The sequence below is a fragment of the Burkholderia sp. 10_S31 genome, from assembly GCF_056930375.1.
Window position 1 is genome coordinate 119,170 of record NZ_JBXOWK010000002.1, and the last position, 18,066, is coordinate 137,235.

An 18,066-nucleotide genomic window follows, 5' to 3' on the forward strand; every position below is an offset into this window, starting at 1 on the left:
CTGGCGAGCGGTCCTTGCCGGAAAACCGATCCGCGCCCGGCGCCGTCTTCCGGCGCGCGCGAGCGTATCGATCCGTCCTTTTGCGCGACGTCCGCGCGCAACCACCCGCGTCAATTCTGCGCCTTTTATGTCGCCTCTCGTTCGTCGATTGAAACTGGGGGGGAGTATATGCCGGATACTGGAGGGGAGTATACCCGGCGATTTCCCGATTCCATGATCATCGGGCCGGGGGCACGCCGAAGGTGTGCCGGGAGAGCGGGGTAGTCTGAGGAAAGACCTCGGCGGATCGGATCGCGCCGAGGCTATGTTGAACTGCAGGACCGGGCCCGACATCGCCGGGCCTCGTGACGATCCGGCTATTTCACGGGTGTGAGGACCGGCGCACCCTTGTTCTTGATCATGAACACCACGAACTTCGCAGGTTTCGTGCTGCTGGCGTTTCGTCCGACCGTGTGCACGTCCTCGGGGCCTTCGTGGTACGTGTCGCCGGCATGGAGCGTGACCGTTTTCCCACCGTTCAGGCCCATCACGATGCTGCCGTCGAGCACGTAGACGAATGCGTGCGCGTCGTGACGATGAACGGGATCGACGCTGCCGGGCGGATAGTCCACGACGATCATTTCGACTTCCTTGCCCGGATATTCGGGCAACGGTTCCGTGGTCAGCTGCGTCACCTTGGCCTGCGGCGCGGCGGCCGCCGGCTGAACGGGCATGAGCAGTGACACTGCAAGCGGTGCGAGAGCGAGCATGATGCGTTTCATGTCGTTACTCCAGATTGGCCTTGTCGAGCCCGAACATCTTGTCGAACGAGCCAGGTACGGTGCGGAACGCGACGTTCAGCCGGTTCCAGTTGTTGATCGCACCGACGAGGAAGGTGAGATCCGACAACTCCTTCTCCGAATAGTGGGCCCGCACGCGTTCGTAGAGATCGTCCGGCACGCCATGCGACGGAATCTGCGTCAGTGCTTCGGTCCATGCCAGCGCGGCGCGCTCGCGCGGCGAAAACAGCGTCGACTCGCGCCAGATCGCGACGTGATGCAGGCGCAGTTCGCGCTCGCCGTGGATCTTGGCCGTCTTGATATGCATGTCGACGCAGAACGCGCAGCCGTTGAGTTGCGATGCGCGAATCTCGACGAGCTCGCGGACCGGCGCTTCGATCGTCGTCTTTTGAAGCAGCCCGTCGAGCTCGACGAGTTTCTTGGTCAGTTCCGGCGATTGCTGAAAGTAGTTGATACGTTGCGTCATGATCCGTTCTCCTGATGTGTGGAATCGGTACTGCCGGTGCTGCGCATGGCGATGCATCGCACGACCGGCCCGACAACCATCGTAATCGCGAGTCTCGCGGGCCAGTAGTGCCGGGGACGTGCGCACTCTGTTGCCGCTTCGGCACCAATCGCGCGCGACGTGCGTCGCCGACGTTCGGTCATGGCGACACGGCGACGACATTGCAGATTCCCTGCCGCGCCATCTTCGTATAGGGACACAGGCGCTCCGTGTCGCGGACGAGACGTTCCGCGACCTCCCGTTCGACACCCGGCATGCGGACTGTGACATCGGCGGTCAACGCATATCCGCCGTCTGTCGGATCACGGCCGAACGAGATTCGGACAGCCACGGTTGCCTCCCGAATGTCGATCCGCTCGCGTTGCGCGAGCAGGCTCAGCGCGCCGTGAAAGCACGCGGCGTAGCCGGCGGCAAGCAGCTGTTCGGGATTGGTCCCGCCACCCGGGCCGCCGAGTTCGGTGGGCAATCGCAAATCAAGGACGAGACAACCGTCGTCGGATCGCGCAACACCCGATGCACGGCCGTGCCCGGATTCACCGCCAGAGACCCTGACGGTTGTCGTGTAGAGCACGGCGAATTCCCGCCCGCGGTATTTGTCGAGCAGCGCCAGCGATGGAGGTTGCAACCTCTCGTTCTCCATATGCCTCCCGTTTGTTTGTACTGATCAACGCGAGCGTCTCGACCCTTGCGTACCAGTGCGATGTGTTGTTTTTCGAAGCGAATCCGCGCGATGGTGCGGCTCTTGCCGGCAAGTCGATCCTCATGACTTCCATCCGAAAGATGGGCCAGACGCTCTTGCATGCTAGGCAAAGACGAGTCGCCGCACCAGATCGCTTCGGGATGCATGGTGTTGCCCACTCTGCACCAATGAGGCGAGACCGGCTGACGATCGGGGGCATCACTGTGACGAGAGAGGATTGGTGCCAACGAGGAACGGGAAAGTGTCCCGATACAGGTCTACCTGAAGATGGCTCCGGCTCCTAGCATGACGGTACGGCAATGGGGGCGATCGGCGTCGCTGACGCGCCATCGATTTCGATAGTGCCCGATACACGCGTCCTGGATCGCGATGCTCCATCGCCGATGAAACGTTGCGAATGCAACGGCAACCGTTCCTGGTGTTTCGGGCGGCGACGCGACATGCGACGCACATTCGAAATCGGAGGCCTGCGATGGAAACGTTGGATATCGAGTGGCGGTCGACTTCGCCGGTGCCGATCCGGAATGATCCGCGCATCGAAGCGGGCGCGCATCTCGTCAGTGAACGCGATGGGTATGCGCACCACGGAATCTACGCGGGAAACGGGCTGGTTATCCACTATGGCGGCTTTCATCGCTCAGCAAGGCGGTGCCCGGTGGAATGCGTCCCGTTGTGTCGCTTCGCGGCGAACAAGGGAATCCGCGTTCAGCCGGAACCGGGTGCCGTCTATACCGGAATGACCGTCGTCGAGCGGGCCAGGTCGCGTCTTGGTGAAGACCGATACCAGCTTCTGACGAACAACTGCGAACACTTCTGCACCTGGTGCGTGCGGGGTGTCGGGCGCAGCGAACAGGTACGCCGCAGCTTGAGGAATCCATGGATGGGCGTGAGGACATTGTTCGCGCTCGCGAACGAGGGTCTGGCTTCTCGCGCACGCATGAGGTCGCGTTGCCGCGATGAAATGCACCCGCGGCTCGTCGCGCCTGCGTGGATACCGGAGCGAACCCGAATGGCGATTTTTCTGCAAATGGCTTTCCTGGCCTACTACGTGACGAGACGAGCAATGAACATTTTTTCAATCGCCGGGCGACACACGTCGCGCGTGTTCAAGGCGGGGGTGCCGGCGATCGTCGCGACCGGGTTGTCGGCATGTGTGAACTACGCCGGCATTCACGGCGATGCCGCGATGACCGAGCCGCGGCAGTACGCGACGCAACAGAGCCTGCCGTTCGAGCAAGGGCATTGGCCCGACGCCGATTGGGCCGATCAGTTCGGCGACGGCCAACTGAAGTCATTGATCGACGAGGCGCTCAAAGGCAGCCCGACGCTCGCCCAGGCGCGTGCGCGCGTGGCGGCCGCGCAGGCCTACAGCGAATCCGCGCGAGCGGGGACGATGCCGCGCATCGACGCCAGCTACGCGCTCACACGCCAGCAATTTTCCGGAACGGCGCTGGTACCGCCGCCGTATGGCGGGTCGTGGCAGACGGAGAATCGCGGCATCCTCGGCGCTTCGTACGAGCTCGACCTCTGGGGCAAGAAGCGCGAGGCGCTGAGGGCGTCGGTGTCGACGCTTCAGGCGAGCCGCGCCGACGCCGAAGCGGTCAGGCTGACGCTCACGACATCGATTGCACGCACCTACAACGCGCTGGCTCGCCTGTACCTGCTGCATGACATCGCGCAACAGGAGGTCGATCGGCGCGAGCAGATCGATCGCATCGCGGCAGGCCGTATCGCGACGGGGCTCGACACGCAGGTCGAGCGCGAGACCGCTCGCGCGAATCTCGCGACGAGCCGCGCGTCGCTGAAATCGCTCGACGGCCGGATGCTCGCGACGCGCTATCAGATCGCCGCGCTGCTCGGTGCCGGCCCCGATCGCGGCCTGCAGATCGCGCGCCCGATGCTCGGCATCGGCAACGAGGTTCGACTGCCCGACAACCTGCCCGCCGATCTCGTGAGCCGGCGCCCCGACATCGTGGCCGCCCGCTGGCGCGTCGATGCGCTCGCGCACGACGTGAAGGAAGCGAAGGCCGAGTTCTATCCCGACATCAACCTGAGCGCCGCGATCGGGCTCGATGCGTTCGGCTTCGGGCGCTTCCTGACGGCCGCGAGCCGCACCGCGTCGATCGGCCCGGCGATCCACCTGCCGATCTTCGATGCCGGCGCACTCCGCGCGCAACTGAAGGGACGTTACGCTGACTTCGACGACGCCGTTGCGACCTATAACCGGACGCTCGTGACTGCGTTGAGCGAAGTCGCGACGCAAATCGCCGACGTGCGTTCGACGGACGCGCAACTCGTCGATGCGCAGACCGCGCAGCAAGCCGCGCTGAAGGCGGCCGCGCTGGCGCTGGCGCAGTACAAGGCCGGTCTCACGAATCAACTGACCGTGTTGAACGCCGACGTCAATGCGCTTTCCGCCGATCAGGGCGTCGCGAATCTGCGCATGGACCGCCGCGATCGTCAGATCGCGCTGGCGTCCGCGCTGGGTGGCGGCTTCGTCGACACGTCGTTCGCAGACTCGGGGGCCGCGGCACGTGCCGATGTGCCCGTGTCGGCCGCGCCTGCTGTCGCCGCGCGTTGAGCGGTGATCCATCGAATCTGCCAGGAGAATCAAAATGAGCGAAATCAACCCGCCGGTTCGCAAGCCGGTCGAAGCCGCACGCGTGAAGCGTGATTCGTCGCCGCCGGGAGGCGACGATGTCGCAAGCGAAGCCGCTACGCGACGGCGCAGGCTGTTGCTGGCGCTACTCGGCGCGGCGGTCGTCGCGTCGTCGGTCGCGTATGGCGTGTACTACCTGACGTATGCGCGCTACCACGAATCCACCGACGACGCTTACGTCAGCGGCAATCTCGTGCAACTGACGCCGCAGGTGGCCGGCACCGTCGTGGCTGTGAATGCCGACGATACGCAGATCGTGAAGGCCGGAGACCCGGTCGTCACGCTCGACGACGCCGATGCGAAAGTCGCGCTCGGCAACGCCGAAGCGGCGCTGGGGCAGACCGTGCGGCAGGTGAGCAGCCTGTACGTCAACAACGATCTGTATGCCGCGAACGTCGCGCAGAAGCAGTCCGATCTCACCCGCGCGCAGGACGATCTGCGACGCCGCCAGGCCGTTGCCGATACGGGCGCCGTGTCGGCCGAAGACATCGCGCACGCGCGCGACACCGTGGCGGCCGCGCGGGCCGCGCTCGACGCCGCGCGTCAGCAGGCGCAAGCCAACCGCGCATTGACCGCGCGCACGACGGTCGACCAGCACCCGAATGTGCAAGCAGCCGCATCGAAAGTGCGCGATGCGTATCTGGCCTACGCGCGCAACGTGCTGCCCGCGCCCGTCACGGGCTATGTCGCGAAGCGTTCGGTTCAGGTCGGCCAGCGCGTGTCGCCCGGCACGCCATTGATGGCGATCGTGCCGCTCGACGGCGTGTGGGTCGATGCGAACTTCAAGGAAGGCCAGCTGCGCAACATGCGCATCGGTCAACCCGTCACGCTGACGGCGGACGTATACGGCGGAAAGGTCAGGTACCACGGCCGCGTCGTCGGCTTCTCGGCAGGCACGGGCAGCGCATTCGCGAGCTTGCCCGCGCAGAACGCGACGGGCAACTGGATCAAGATCGTTCAGCGTCTGCCTGCGCGCATCCAGCTCGACCGGAAGGAGCTCGACGCGCATCCGCTGCGTATCGGACTGTCGATGGATGTCGACGTGGATACGCGCGACGGCACGGGACCGCAGCTCGGCGCGGCGACGAATACGTCGTATCGCACGGACGTGTTTGCCGAATACGGCGCACAGGCGGATGCCGAGATCGAGAAGATCATCGCGCGAAACGTCGTCATCGAGCATGCGGGGTCGACGGAGCCCGCTGGATCGCCGACGGCTTCCACCAGGCGCGACACGAGAGACACGAGAGACACGAGAGACACGAGAGACACGAGAGACACGAGAGACACGAGAGACACGCGCGACACGACGCCGCGCGCAAGCTGACCCGTCGACACGGTGCGCGTGACTGTCGCGCTCCGGTCGATCCAATCGCCTGACCGGCCGGACCGATACGCCGGCGCGGTCGATACTTCAGAGTGGAAGCGAGATGAACTCTTCAACGCAACCTGTACCGCCGCCGCTGACGGGTGGAAAGCTGGTCCTGGCGACCCTCGCCGTCGCGCTCGCGACGTTCATGAACGTGCTCGATTCGTCGATCGCCAACGTCGCGATTCCGACCATCTCGGGCAACCTCGGCGTCTCCGTCGACGAAGGCACGTGGGTCATCACGCTGTTCTCGGCGGCCAATGCCGTCGCGATTCCGCTGACGGGCTGGCTCACGCAGCGCGTCGGGCAGATCCGGCTGTTCGTGGCCGCGATCGTGCTGTTCGTGTTCTCGTCGTGGTTGTGCGGTATCGCGCCGAACCTGCTCGTGCTGCTCGCCGCGCGCGTGTTGCAGGGTGTCGTCGCGGGGCCGCTGATTCCGCTGTCGCAAGCGATCCTGCTGGGTTCGTACTCGAAGGAGAAAAGCTCGACCGCGCTCGCGCTATGGTCGATGACCGCGACGGTCGGCCCGATCGCCGGCCCCGCGCTGGGCGGCTGGATCACCGACAGCTATAGCTGGTCGTGGATCTTCTACATCAACATTCCCGTCGGCCTGTTCGCGGCCGGCGTCACGTGGATGATCTATCGCGACCGAGAGACGCAGGTGCGCAAGCTCCCGATCGACAAGGTCGGCCTGATGTCGCTCATCGTGTGGGTCGCGACGCTGCAGATCATGCTCGACAAGGGCAAGGATCTCGACTGGTTCAGTTCGCCCGTGATCTGCGCGCTTGCGGTCATCGCAGCGATCAGCTTCCTGTTCTTCCTGATCTGGGAGTTCACGGAGCGGAACCCGATCGTCGACATCCGGCTTTTCGCGGTGCGCAATTTCCGCGGCGGCACGATTGCGATCTCGGTCGCGTACGCAGTGTTCTTCTCGAACCTCGTGATCCTGCCGCAGTGGATTCAGGGCTATCTCGGCTATCGATCGGTGGACGCCGGACTCGTCACGGCGCCGCTCGGGATCTTCGCCGTGCTGTTGGCACCGATGATGGCGAAGATCATGCCGAAGTCCGATGCACGGGTGCTCGCGACGCTGGCCTTCCTCGGTTTTGCGGGCGTGTTCTTCATGCGCTCGCATTACACGACGGGCGTCGACCCCTATACGCTGGTGCTGCCGACCCTGTTGCAAGGTATTCCGATGGCGCTGTTCTTTACGCCGCTGACCGCGATCATTCTGTCGGGGTTGCCGCCCGAACGGATTCCGGCGGCCGCCGGCCTGTCCAATTTCGTGCGCGTGTTCGCGGGCGGTGTCGGCACGTCGTTGATCGCGACGGGGTGGAACGACCGGACGATCCTTCATCATGCCCGGCTCGCCGAGCAATCGAGCGTGAATAACCCGGCCTATACGAGCGCTATTGCGCAGCTCCACGCGACGCTCGGCGGCGGGGTGGAGCAGGCCACCGCATTTTTCGAACGGACGCTCAATGCGCAGGCCGCGATGCTCGCGCTGAACGATATTTTCTGGCTGTCGTCGATCATCTTCATCGTGATCGTGCCGCTCGTCTGGCTCACCAAACCCGGCAAGGGCGGTGGCGGCATGGCCGGCGGCGCGCATTGAGTGAGGCTGCTTCGAAGCGGGCGGGGGGCGCTCGAACGTCCGTTTCGCCAGGTGGATTCAACCGGTCGATGCAACAACTTGATGGAATCTTTCAGCCGGTGTATCGAAGTTTAGTGTCTTGCGCGGACGTTCATTGAGCCGTCGGGCAATGGCTGGTCCACTCCGACATCCGCCCAACGTCGAGCACGCGAACATCGGTCTTTGCGGATGGTTAGCGGTATGACAGCAGGAATGACCGCTCGCCACGTCCGCCAACACCTTGTTCTGCGACTAATCGGTAGAGCAGTCGCGGTGCCGATCGAACGTCCTCGTGCACCACGGCCATCGGTAAGCGTATGCGCGGTTCGCACTACCAAATTTGATAAGCCCGGCGCCATTTGAACTATAGTTTTTTGTTGAGACGGTGTTAGCGAGCAGTGTCGCGACTGAGGCACCCGACACCATCTTTGCGAGTTCTCGCTAAAGCTCGACAGAGTGGTTGGAGGGATCTTGCGTTTCTGTCTCGCTGATGCGGTGTCAGTGTCGACCAAGCAGACATCGCCCACTCGTTTGATCGTGCATACGGGGTCACTATCGCGCCATCGGTCTAGACGGTGGCCGCGCCACGCTTAGGAGTTTCCCACCACAGCGCTTTAGCGATAGTCCGACACAGAACGCAAGCAAGGCGACAAGGGCAAGGTACCCACCGGGCATTGCTCCGTGCTTCGATGCTTTCATGAGAAAAGTGATGGCAACCGGCGTGAGACCAGTGAAGATCACCGTACTGAGGTTTAGAGACAGCGCGACGCCACTAAATCGGACTTCGGTCGGGAACAGGTCTGCGAGGATGTAGGCATAGGCTCCTGCCACAAGTCCGCCAACGAGACCCATCATGATTACGGCGGTCCAGAGGTCAAGGGTACCAGCGACCAGTGCGAGATACAGCGGGTAACTGCCGCCAATCATCAGTGACGTGCCGATCCGATGCACGACTCGACGCGGTACGTAGTCGCACAGCCATCCGGAGAACAGAATCGAAGCCGAGAGGCAAGCGATCCCGACATTCTGGCAGGCGCTGACGACACGGGCGTCGTGGTGCAGCGTGTTGGTGGCGAAGTTCGGGAAGAAGACGAAGAGCATGATGTTCGATGCGTTCACCACGCTCGAGATGCCGACGCCAATCAATACAGCCTTTCCGTGACGAGAAACCAGGTCGCGGAACGGCTTGCGCGACACGTGGGTTCGCATGCGGGCAAATTCCTGAGTTTCCTCCAGCGAGCGTCGCAGGAAGTAGCTCAGTAGACCCAGCAGGCCGCCGAGACAAAAAGCCATTCGCCAGCCGTAGGAATGCACGTCTGCCGCACTCAGCGAAGACTGAATGATGAAGTTCGTCATGGTTGCGATGAAAATGCCACTGTTCAGGAAGAAGAGCACGAGGCCACTGACGAACCCGGCTTTCTGCGGAACCTCTTCCACCACGTATGTGATGGCGCAGGGCAGCTCGCCCGCGAGGAAGAAGCCTTGCATGAGCCGCAGCAGGACGAGCAGTACTGGCGCCAGAACCCCGATCGAGGCGTACCCGGGCAGCAACCCGATGGCGATGGTCGAGGCCGACATGGCCAGAACAGAGACGAGGAAAACGCTTTTTCGTCCATGGCGATCGCCGAGACTGCTGAGGACAATAGCGCCGAGCGGGCGCGATACGTACCCGATAGCGAAGACGCCGAACGAGCTGATGAGGGCGACGACGGGATCGAACGACGGAAAAAACTGTGAGGCAATTTCCTTCGCGAAGACGCCATATACGATGAAGTCATACATTTCCAGCGAACTTCCAAGACTCGCTAGAAGGACGGTCTTCCACTTTCGCATAGAGAACGCGTCCTGTTGTCGAGCTGTGCTCGTTGTAAGCATTGCTCTGTCTCCTTAGATTTTGATTGTCCAGTTAGCTCCGGCTCCAGCGCTTGCGCCTGAGTCGAGCGTGTCTTACTGACGTTGCACGGGCGTGGCTCCAGGTGTTCCGGTTTTCAATGCCGACTCACGTCCGCCAAAGCTCTCTACCAGCGCATGCTGGTCTTGCTTGGCGGACGCATCAACGGCTTCCGGGTCGACGAGGTTTCGAAGTTGCGCTTCAAACTTCGAGACCAACTCGCAATAGTCTGGAAGCGATGCGAGGTTGGACGTTTCGGCGGGGTCGGCCTCGAGGTCAAAAAGTTCAGGCTCGAGGCCCACGTAGTAGTGGTACTTGTGCTTCTTGTTTGCGAGCATGTACGCCGCTGACTCGGAGCCAACTGCGTGGTATTCGCTGAAGACGGTTCGGCTCGGGTCGTCTGCGGTATTCGCCAGCTGCGCCATGGATGTGCCGGGCGACTCGGTATCTCCGGGCAGATTGACCAGGTCGAGAATCGTATTGTGAATATCGACAAGTGAGACCGGAGTTTGACAGACGTGGCCGGCACGGATCTCGGGGCCGGCAAGAATCATCGGAACACCGGTTGATTCGCGATACATCAGGCACTTGTTCCACATTCCGCGCGAACCAAGATTCTCACCGTGGTCGCTGGCGTAAATGACCGTTGTTGATGCTTCGAGGCCATGCTCCCGCAATGCGCCGAGAACACATCCGATGTTGTCGTCAACGAATGAAACAAGTCCTAGATACGAGGAAATGGCCAGGCGCCGCTGCTCGTCGTTTCCGATAGCAAGGTCATGGTCCATAAAACGCGCTTGACGCTCAACCCAAGGGTGACGCGTATAACCCCGGTCCGGATGCAGCATCGGCAACTCGATGCTGTCGGTCGGATAGAGGTCCAGGTAGCGTTGAGGAACGACCAGCGGAAAATGAGGGGCCACGAAGCCGACGAAGAGTACCCACGGTTCTTCTTGCTCCGCGTGTTCGGCGAGCCAGCGGACAGCGTGGTCAGCAACGCCTTCGTCGAACTGGTTATATGAGGAGTGCCCCGATCCGATCTGGTCATACAACGGCGACCGACCCATCGTCTCAGGCAGGGGGGCACGAACCGAACCCCAAACTTGGCCGATTCCGCCCATGATGTGTGCCGGAGAAATCTGTCGGCGAAATCCCGCAGGACTGGAGGTGCTGCGGTAATGTAGTTTGCCAATGGCGTCCGCCGCAATTCCTGCGTCGGCCAGCCTGTGAGCCCAACCTCTGGGCTCGCCGTCATAGGCGATCGCGTTATCCCAGCAGCGGATTTCATGCACGTGACGGCCGGTGGCCAGGCTCGCACGAGCAGGCACGCAAATTGGAGACGGCGTGTACGCATTCTCAAATCTCGTTCCACGCGCTGCAAGTTGGTCGAGATTCGGCGTATGGACAAACTTGTTGCTAGCACAGCCCATCAGGCCATGCTGATGTTCATCGGACAAAATGAACAACACATTCGATTGCTTCATTGCGGTCACTGAGTTCGGTTTCTGAAGCGGGATACGCCGCCAGTGATACGTATCCTGCTTCCAAGTGACCGGTGCTACAAGTTACGAATTTTCTGATTCGCATTACCGCAAGGTTATTTATCGGGTTATTACTGGCATCGCTGCGCCCGCCTCCTCAAAGCATCGCTGCATCAACCCGGCAACCGGGCTGGCGTGATTGCGCCGGCGAGTTAGCAGAACTTGCGAAGGTAGATGAGTTAGCGACAATGGCAGTACTGCGAGATCGCCGGCGTCTACACTGCGCTGCGCGTACGAGTGCGGGAGCAGCGCTATCAGATTGCTACCTTCCAAGAGGACGGAATAAGCCAAGAGCGACGCCGATTGCACACATCCCACTGGCAGTTCCAGTTTGTTCCGGGAAAGAGTCTGCTCGAGCGCCTTGCCAATTGCGGAACCGGTTGGTGGCAATATCCACGGCACGTCTTGGACATCCTTCCATGTGATGGTGCGACGGTAGGACAACGGATGGTCCTTTCCGGCGACGACCACTATGGGGTCCTTGCACACGGGTGCCGGGTCGAATTCGCGCTGGTTCGGCGGCGGGGTCCGGGAAATCACTATATCGAGTTCACCTTCCAAAAGCATCGGAAACATGCGATCGGTCGTGCTCTCCAGTAGAGCGACCGAAGCGTTGGGCGCATGCCGCTGAAACGTCGCGATGGCTCTGGGCACGAGGACGGGAGTTGTGGTTCCGACTGCCCCGACCACCACTTTTCCCGCGACCCCAGAGGCCAACAAGTCCAATTCGGTTCTCGCCTGCTCAAGATGATGGAGGATTTCCCGGCCATGAGCGACAAGCGTGTCGCCGGCCGCAGTGAACCGCAACCGCCGGCCGACCCGCTGCACGAGGGGCATCTGCAGCGCCGCCTCCATCTCTGCAATTTGCTTGGAAATTGCGGGCTGTGTGACATGAAACGCTTCTGCGACTTTTCGGACCTGCCCCAACTGCGCCAACCGCACGAGAATCCGCAGCTGTTGAAGCTTCAGGCCCGCGCGGAAGAATCTTTCTATCGCCGCAAGGTGAGTCGTATCGCTACCGAGATTACTCATGCATGACATTACCTTGAGGTTATGTGTGATGGAAGAATTATCAATTTTCAGTTATTGAAAAAAATCATAGTCTTTCCTCCGAAGCGAAACAAGCGTGACGCTCGCCAACGCGAGCAAGGCTAAAGCGCATCGCACAAAACCACAAACGGAGACAGAACCCATGAAGAAGGTCGCAGCGGCCGCCATATTGTGCGGCGCAGCGCATATGGCGCTGGCGCAGAGCAGTGTAGTGCTCTATGGCATCGTGGATACCGGCGTTGAGTATGTAAGCAATGTAGGAGCAGCAGACAAAAACCTCTTTCGAGCGGCACAGCTTACCGGGCAGCAGCCTTCTCGTTGGGGTCTTAGAGGCACGGAGGACTTGGGCGGTGGATTGAAGGCGATTTTTCGCCTCGAGAATGGGTTCTCCGTTACAAATGGGCAGATGAACCAAGGCGGGCGCCTGTTCGGTCGCTCAGCCTATGTCGGTTTAAGCAGTACCCCGTGGGGAACCGTCACCTTCGGTCGACAGCAGGCGATGCTGTGGACTGCGTTGCTGCAGGCGGACAACATCGGGTCAGCGTCGTTTTCGATGGTCGACTTCGACCCGTTCTTGGCAAGCGCACGCGAAGACAATTCCGTCGCTTACACCAACACCATTGGCAATTTCACCTTGGGCGCGACATTCAGTCTCGGAAGAGACACGCTTGCACCGGGTAACTGCGCAGGCCAACAACCGGGCGAAGGCGTTGCCTGCCATGCATGGTCAGCGATGGTCCAATACAACCGTACGTCGTGGGGCGCATCCGTTGCTTACGACGAGCAGCGCGGCGGCGAAAAGTCCTCAGTGACGCTCATACCGAGTCAACCCACCATCGCGTTTAGGTCCTCGTCTGATAAAGACTCCCGCTTCTTGCTTGATGGCTTCGCCAAGTTCGGTGACATAAAGCTCGGAGCAGGATGGATTCACCGCCGCCTAAGAGCCGACGCAGTGTCGTTGCAAACGAATCTGTTTTTCGCTGGCGCAAATTATTTGCTCACGCCTTCAGTCGTTCTGGACGGTCAGTACGTTGGTTTGCGCAGTTCGGTTGATGGCGTGCGTGGCGACCTTGCGATTGCCCGAGTTACCTATTTGCTCTCAAAAAGAAGCGCAATTTATGTCGCGGGCGCACATATGTTCAACGGCCACGCCTCGACGTTCTCCGTATCCAGTACATCGCCGGTCCCGGCCGCCCCGGTGGCAGGTCGCGGTCAGACCGGAGTGATGGTCGGCCTGCGCGAAACTTTCTAGCAATTTCGACTGGAAGCGGAGGTCTCGCTTCCATCTCTCATTGAAGGATGCGAACTCGTGATCGTTGAGATTCGGACTTACACCTGCCGTGCCGGGTCAGTACCGTTGTTTCTTGAAGAGTACGAAAAAGAAGGCCTGCCGCTTCAACGTCACTACCTCGGTGAACCGCTTGGCTGGTTCGTAAGCGAGCTAGGGAGCTTGAATGAGGTCGTGCACTTGTGGAGATTCGAAGGCATGGCCGACCGCGAGACTCGTCGAGCGGCCATGCAACAGGACGACAGGTGGCGAAATTTTCTCCGCAGAATCGCCGCGTCAAATTATCTGATTTCGCAATCCAGCTCTATTTATCGCCCCACGAGCTTCTCGAGGATACAGTAATGATGTTGTATCGATAATCTCGATAGACTTTTTGCTCTTGCAACGTGAGTGCGTTTGTCGTTGGTCGGCCGACGAAGCATTGGCGATGGCGGCGCGAGGCTGACCGTTGAACTTCAGCAGGAGACGTTCGGCGTACTGCGGGTCGATCGGTCGAAGTGGGTCGATCGCGCCCCTTGATGAGACGACCTCCAATCAATCTCAGCCCCGATCCAATACTGACCGAGCGATCAGATCCAGACATCCCACATATCAGCCGATTACCGCGTCGTGCATCGCGATCATCGGCTCGACGTCGAAGCCCGCGGCGCGCCATGCATCGATGCCGCCTGCAAGCGGCAACGCCAGCTTGATGCCTGACAGCCGCAACTGCCTGGCCACCGACACCGCGGACACTTCGTTCGGGCACGCACAATAGATGACGAGTGTCCGGTTCGTTCCATGGCGCTCCATGATTTGCCGGGTCTTTCGTTCATCGGCAATCACCGCGCCCGGAATGACGAATGGATCGAGCGTCCTCCGCTCGGCGGAGCGAATATCGATCACGACCGGCCGCGGATTGTTCGCGAGCAATGCATGCAATTCGCCGGCGCTGATCCGAGCCTTGCCGAGCGCGTTTGCCAACATGAGTCTGCGGCAGTAGCGGTACAGGACATACAGCACCGGAACGATGCCGACGAAGATGAGCGCACGCCAGCCAAGACGGGCGACAAACACGAAAATCACGTCGATCTGCGAAGCGAATAGCGTGCCGATCGCCAGTCCGATCGATGCCCACAGTGCGATGCCCGCACAATCGTGCAACACAAACGAGCGCAACCTGACGGCCATCGCACCGCATAGCGGAACGGCAACGAGCGACAGGCCGGGAACGAACCTCGCAACGATGAGCACACGAACACCCCAGCGCCCGAAAAACCGCTCTGTCGTCCTGACGCACGCTTTACGCGATTGCGACAGCTTGCAGACGGTATGAATCGTGCGCTTGCCGTACCGTTTGCCGCCCTGAAACCAGACCAGGTCGCCGAGAAAGCCGCCGATCACGGCGGCGCCCAGTATCGTCGAGAAATGCAGCAACGTCGACGACGCGACATGTGTGACGAGCGCAACGCCTGCCCCGACCGTGATCAACGTCGGGATGGCAGGCAGAGGCAGGCCGAGCGAAGACCCGAGCACATTCAGGAATACGACCAACGTGCCGTACCGTGCAATCATTTCATGCGACATCATGGTGCTCTCCTCGAGGCTCGCACTTTCATACTCACGGAAGGCGTCGCCACGCGTCACTTGGTGGCAGACAACTCCTTCTCCGGCGCGTGTTTCGCTTCCGGCAAAGCGTCCGTGCCCCGGCCCTCCGCTTCGTTGACGTCCTGCCGATAGCGGTGCACGTCCCGCGTGACGAAGCCGATTTCGCGGCTCGGGATATCGAACCAGTCGGGATGGCCGAACGATCGCCGAATATCTTCGAGACCGCTCGCCCAATGCTCGCGCATGGTGCCCTCGCTGAATTCATAGTCCTTGTAGTGCCCCTCGAACGACTTGTTCTTGTAGATCAGATGCACGACGTTCACTGCACTGCCATCGGCCGTCTTCTGCGCTTCCCGCAACAACGGGTGCGCAAGCCGCACGTGTTCGGGAATGTGTTCGAGCAGCGCCTTGATCATCTGCGCATGTTTCTGGTTCTGCGACATGAACGCGGTGATGGCGCGCGTGCGGCTTGAATACTGAATGTCCTTGGTGCGCTCGCTGACATCGAGGAAATCGCTCGGCAACTTGCCGCGCGAGCTCCATAGATCGATCTGGAAAACGAGCGTGTCCTTGTGCTGGCTTTCCCTGATGATTTCGGTCAGCGGCGTGTTGGACACCAGTCCGCCGTCCCAGTAGAACTCGCCGTCGATCTCGACGGCCGGAAAGCCCGGCGGCAGCGCGCCGGAGGCGATGAAATGTTCCGGCGCGAGACGCATTTTCGCATTGTCGAAATAGACGAGATTACCCGTTCGAACATTGACTGCGCCGACGGATACGCGAATGTTTCCGTCATTGATGCGATCGAAGTCTGCGTATCGCAACAGCGTTTCACGCAACGCCGACGTGTCGTAATAGCTGACCTGATCGGGGCGCTTCCTGCCGAACCCGGAGAAGGACATATGCGAGCGCGGGGAGAAGAAACCGTCCTGGCCTTCCATCAACGTGCGCGTTGCGGCCCATGCGCTCGACCACCTGCGTCCCATTTCTTCCAGCCCGGACCACGCCGACATGTAATTGCCGAAGTGCGAGAGCGGGTCGGTCGGCTGACTGATGGTGCTCCAGAAGCCGCGCAGTGCTTCCGTTCGATCCGCGGGCGCATTGCCTGCGATGATCGCCGTGTTCAGCGCACCGATCGATACCCCGGCGATGCGCGTCGGTTCCACGCCGACCTCGGCCATACCCTCGTACACGCCGGCCTGGTACGAGCCGAGTGCGCCGCCGCCCTGCAGCACGAGCCCGATTTCGTCATAGGCGGGAAGCTTGATGCGATGGGGCTGCTTCAGTTTGTTACGCTGGCTCGAATACATGGTGTTCTCCTTACTGCATGAACCAGCCGTGGCTGACGACGATCGATTGCCCGGTGAGCGCGTTCGACTCGAAGCCGGCCAGGAAGGCAACCGTGTTCGCGACATCGGCCAGCGACGTGAATTCGCCGTCGACCGTCTCTTTCAACATGACGTCCTTGATGACCTGTTGTTCTGAGATGCCGAGGACCTTCGCTTGCTCGGGGATCTGCTTGTCGACCAGCGGCGTTCTGACGAAACCGGGGCACACGACATTGGCACGCACGCCACGCGGTCCACCTTCTTTCGCGACAACCCGCGCGAGACCGAGCAACCCGTGTTTCGCGGTCACATAGGCGGATTTGAGCGGCGACGCCTCGTGCGAATGTACCGAGCCCATGTAGATCACCGTGCCACCCTTGTTCGACGCATACATATGCCTGATGGCGGCTCGGGTCGTCAGAAACGCACCGTCGAGGTGAATGGCCAGCATCTTCTTCCAGTCCGAAAATGCGTAATCCTCGATCCGGTTGACGATCTGGATGCCTGCGTTGGACACGAGCACGTCGATTCCGCCCAACCGATTCACCGTTTCGGCCAGCCCCGCGTCGACGGCTTCCTCGCTGGTGACGTCCATGGCGATCGCCAACGCCTTCCCGCCGTTGCCGACGATGTCGTCGGCAACCTTTCGCGCCGCCTCGAGATTCAGGTCCGCGATCACGACCGTTGCGCCGTCCATCGCGAGCTTGCGCGCGCACACCTCGCCGATACCGCTTGCCGCGCCCGTCACGAGCGCGATCTTGTCGTTCAGTGCCATAGGTCCTCCGGGAGCTTATTGGTTGACTGCGATTTTCAGCGGCTCGGCAGGGGCGAGATAGTCATAGGCCACTTCGCCGATATCGAGCGTGAGATGTGCAATGACGTGGCGTGCGCCGATCACGCGGCGAACCGGCAGATCGGCAACCGATGCGAGTGCATGGGGATGCAGCTCGAGCGCGGCAGGTCCCTCCCATGCGCCGATCACGTCGACATCGCGCAGGAAGAAGCGCACCAGTTCGCAAATGCGGGCCGAACCGTCGACGTGCGGAATGATCTTGAGCAGGTAGTTGGGCGTGTCGGCGAGCTTGCGGCGCTCGGCCGCCGTGTCGAGGGCGCGATACTTGTAGCCCATCGTTCCGGTGGCGACGCGTTGCGTGCCATAGTCGAGCGTGCCGAGCAGCGTGTCCTTGCCGTCGACGCAGAGCTTCGGCGACGCCAGTTTCTTGGGGAATCCCCAGATTTCGCGTCCGGCTGCGATCGGGCCTTCGTCGTCGAGGTACATCGCGTGCGTGAAATTGGCTCGATTGCCGTCCTCATCGAGGACGGAAATCACCTGGCCGCTCTCCGTGTAGTCGCCGAATCCGGACGAATCGGGCATGCGAATGAATTCGTAATGAACGACGGGCTGGTCGACCGTCAGCGGTTCCGGAACGACGGCCCGAAGGGCGTCCATGTCCGTCTCGTACGAAATAATAAAGTACTCCCGATTGATGAAACGGAAGGGCGGACGCGGATACGCCGGGTTATGCACGGGCATTGCAAACGCGTTGTCGCGGATGTCTTCTTCTGTCACGGATCGTTCCTCGGTTGTAGAGGGGCTGTGTCACACCCATCGCGCCAGCCTCGGCTGGCATGGCCAATGACGTGCGAGGACGCAGCGCGATGCGGACTTGCCGCGCGCGCTCGCACGTTGCTCTTGCGGTGCCGTGTTGGTTTCCCGGATGCATCAGGCAGCATCTACG

At 61.2% G+C, this 18,066-nt stretch carries 15 protein-coding genes; 5 read left to right on the forward strand and 10 right to left on the reverse strand.

Going from position 1 to position 18,066, the window contains the following annotated elements; all coding sequences use genetic code 11:
- Positions 1-356 precede the first annotated feature (356 nt).
- The 3 genes from AC1Z3W_RS15190 to AC1Z3W_RS15200 all read right to left on the reverse strand — a co-directional run bounded on the left by AC1Z3W_RS15190 (position 357) and on the right by AC1Z3W_RS15200 (position 1,924).
- Complete coding sequence (locus AC1Z3W_RS15190) at positions 357-761, reverse strand: cupin domain-containing protein (RefSeq protein ID WP_057927633.1); 405 nt, start codon at positions 759-761, stop codon at positions 357-359.
- A 4-nt stretch (positions 762-765) separates the two neighbouring features.
- The gene (locus AC1Z3W_RS15195; protein ID WP_057927634.1) at positions 766-1,245 is read right to left on the reverse strand and encodes a carboxymuconolactone decarboxylase family protein; all 480 of its coding nucleotides are present in this window, start codon (positions 1,243-1,245) and stop codon (positions 766-768) included.
- Between the two features lie 178 nt (positions 1,246-1,423).
- The gene (locus AC1Z3W_RS15200; protein ID WP_124834520.1) at positions 1,424-1,924 is read right to left on the reverse strand and encodes an Ohr family peroxiredoxin; all 501 of its coding nucleotides are present in this window, start codon (positions 1,922-1,924) and stop codon (positions 1,424-1,426) included.
- A gap of 532 nt (positions 1,925-2,456) precedes the next feature.
- Here AC1Z3W_RS15200 and AC1Z3W_RS15205 point away from each other — a divergent pair.
- The 3 genes from AC1Z3W_RS15205 (at position 2,457) to AC1Z3W_RS15215 (ending at position 7,627) form a co-directional block, all read left to right on the forward strand.
- Positions 2,457-4,565 (forward strand): efflux transporter outer membrane subunit, encoded by a 2,109-nt coding sequence (locus tag AC1Z3W_RS15205; RefSeq protein ID WP_483507897.1) that lies wholly within the window; start codon positions 2,457-2,459, stop codon positions 4,563-4,565.
- 34 nt (positions 4,566-4,599) lie between these two features.
- Entirely contained in the window at positions 4,600-5,970 is a 1,371-nt protein-coding gene (locus AC1Z3W_RS15210) for an EmrA/EmrK family multidrug efflux transporter periplasmic adaptor subunit (protein ID WP_483507898.1), read from the forward strand.
- Between the two features lie 103 nt (positions 5,971-6,073).
- Complete coding sequence (locus AC1Z3W_RS15215) at positions 6,074-7,627, forward strand: DHA2 family efflux MFS transporter permease subunit (RefSeq protein ID WP_483507899.1); 1,554 nt, start codon at positions 6,074-6,076, stop codon at positions 7,625-7,627.
- 570 nt (positions 7,628-8,197) lie between these two features.
- Here the strand turns inward: AC1Z3W_RS15215 and AC1Z3W_RS15220 are convergent.
- The 3 genes from AC1Z3W_RS15220 to AC1Z3W_RS15230 form a co-directional block, all read right to left on the reverse strand.
- The gene (locus tag AC1Z3W_RS15220) at positions 8,198-9,520 is read right to left on the reverse strand and encodes an MFS transporter (protein WP_483507900.1); all 1,323 of its coding nucleotides are present in this window, start codon (positions 9,518-9,520) and stop codon (positions 8,198-8,200) included.
- A gap of 72 nt (positions 9,521-9,592) precedes the next feature.
- Entirely contained in the window at positions 9,593-11,020 is a 1,428-nt protein-coding gene (locus AC1Z3W_RS15225; protein WP_483507901.1) for a sulfatase family protein, read from the reverse strand.
- A gap of 117 nt (positions 11,021-11,137) precedes the next feature.
- On the reverse strand, positions 11,138-12,109 hold the full coding sequence (locus AC1Z3W_RS15230) for a LysR family transcriptional regulator (protein ID WP_483507902.1): 972 nt from the start codon (positions 12,107-12,109) through the stop codon (positions 11,138-11,140).
- A gap of 160 nt (positions 12,110-12,269) precedes the next feature.
- Between AC1Z3W_RS15230 and AC1Z3W_RS15235 the strand changes: the two genes are divergently transcribed.
- Entirely contained in the window at positions 12,270-13,379 is a 1,110-nt protein-coding gene (locus AC1Z3W_RS15235; RefSeq protein ID WP_483507903.1) for a porin, read from the forward strand.
- A gap of 57 nt (positions 13,380-13,436) precedes the next feature.
- Positions 13,437-13,757, forward strand: coding sequence for an NIPSNAP family protein (locus tag AC1Z3W_RS15240; protein WP_483507904.1), 321 nt, complete (start codon positions 13,437-13,439; stop codon positions 13,755-13,757).
- Positions 13,758-14,006: 249 nt separating this feature from the next.
- Here AC1Z3W_RS15240 and AC1Z3W_RS15245 read toward each other — a convergent pair whose 3' ends face one another.
- Genes AC1Z3W_RS15245 through AC1Z3W_RS15260 form a run of 4 tightly spaced genes read right to left on the reverse strand, consistent with a single transcriptional unit; the run spans position 14,007 to position 17,897 of the window.
- Complete coding sequence (locus tag AC1Z3W_RS15245) at positions 14,007-15,041, reverse strand: DedA family protein/thiosulfate sulfurtransferase GlpE (RefSeq protein WP_242431859.1); 1,035 nt, start codon at positions 15,039-15,041, stop codon at positions 14,007-14,009.
- Positions 15,038-16,309 carry a DUF3734 domain-containing protein gene (locus AC1Z3W_RS15250; protein WP_057927645.1) on the reverse strand — a complete coding sequence of 424 codons (1,272 nt, stop codon included), beginning with the start codon at positions 16,307-16,309 and terminating at the stop codon, positions 15,038-15,040. The genes AC1Z3W_RS15245 and AC1Z3W_RS15250 overlap by 4 nt, the downstream gene beginning before the upstream one ends.
- A gap of 10 nt (positions 16,310-16,319) precedes the next feature.
- Positions 16,320-17,102: a 3-hydroxybutyrate dehydrogenase gene (locus AC1Z3W_RS15255; protein WP_483507905.1), complete on the reverse strand. Its 783-nt coding sequence runs from the start codon at positions 17,100-17,102 to the stop codon at positions 16,320-16,322.
- Positions 17,103-17,117: 15 nt separating this feature from the next.
- Complete coding sequence (locus AC1Z3W_RS15260; RefSeq protein WP_483507906.1) at positions 17,118-17,897, reverse strand: acetoacetate decarboxylase; 780 nt, start codon at positions 17,895-17,897, stop codon at positions 17,118-17,120.
- Positions 17,898-18,066 lie beyond the last annotated feature (169 nt).

Coding starts and splice junctions, on each gene's coding strand:
- AC1Z3W_RS15255 (WP_483507905.1), bottom strand. CDS start 17,102: ATGGCACTGAACGACAAGATCGCGCTCGTGACGGGCGCGGCAAGCGGT.
- AC1Z3W_RS15235 (WP_483507903.1), top strand. CDS start 12,270: ATGAAGAAGGTCGCAGCGGCCGCCATATTGTGCGGCGCAGCGCATATG.
- AC1Z3W_RS15210 (WP_483507898.1), top strand. CDS start 4,600: ATGAGCGAAATCAACCCGCCGGTTCGCAAGCCGGTCGAAGCCGCACGC.
- AC1Z3W_RS15195 (WP_057927634.1), bottom strand. CDS start 1,245: ATGACGCAACGTATCAACTACTTTCAGCAATCGCCGGAACTGACCAAG.
- AC1Z3W_RS15225 (WP_483507901.1), bottom strand. CDS start 11,020: ATGAAGCAATCGAATGTGTTGTTCATTTTGTCCGATGAACATCAGCAT.
- AC1Z3W_RS15220 (WP_483507900.1), bottom strand. CDS start 9,520: ATGCTTACAACGAGCACAGCTCGACAACAGGACGCGTTCTCTATGCGA.
- AC1Z3W_RS15215 (WP_483507899.1), top strand. CDS start 6,074: ATGAACTCTTCAACGCAACCTGTACCGCCGCCGCTGACGGGTGGAAAG.
- AC1Z3W_RS15190 (WP_057927633.1), bottom strand. CDS start 761: ATGAAACGCATCATGCTCGCTCTCGCACCGCTTGCAGTGTCACTGCTC.
- AC1Z3W_RS15250 (WP_057927645.1), bottom strand. CDS start 16,309: ATGTATTCGAGCCAGCGTAACAAACTGAAGCAGCCCCATCGCATCAAG.
- AC1Z3W_RS15200 (WP_124834520.1), bottom strand. CDS start 1,924: ATGGAGAACGAGAGGTTGCAACCTCCATCGCTGGCGCTGCTCGACAAA.
- AC1Z3W_RS15205 (WP_483507897.1), top strand. CDS start 2,457: ATGGAAACGTTGGATATCGAGTGGCGGTCGACTTCGCCGGTGCCGATC.
- AC1Z3W_RS15230 (WP_483507902.1), bottom strand. CDS start 12,109: ATGAGTAATCTCGGTAGCGATACGACTCACCTTGCGGCGATAGAAAGA.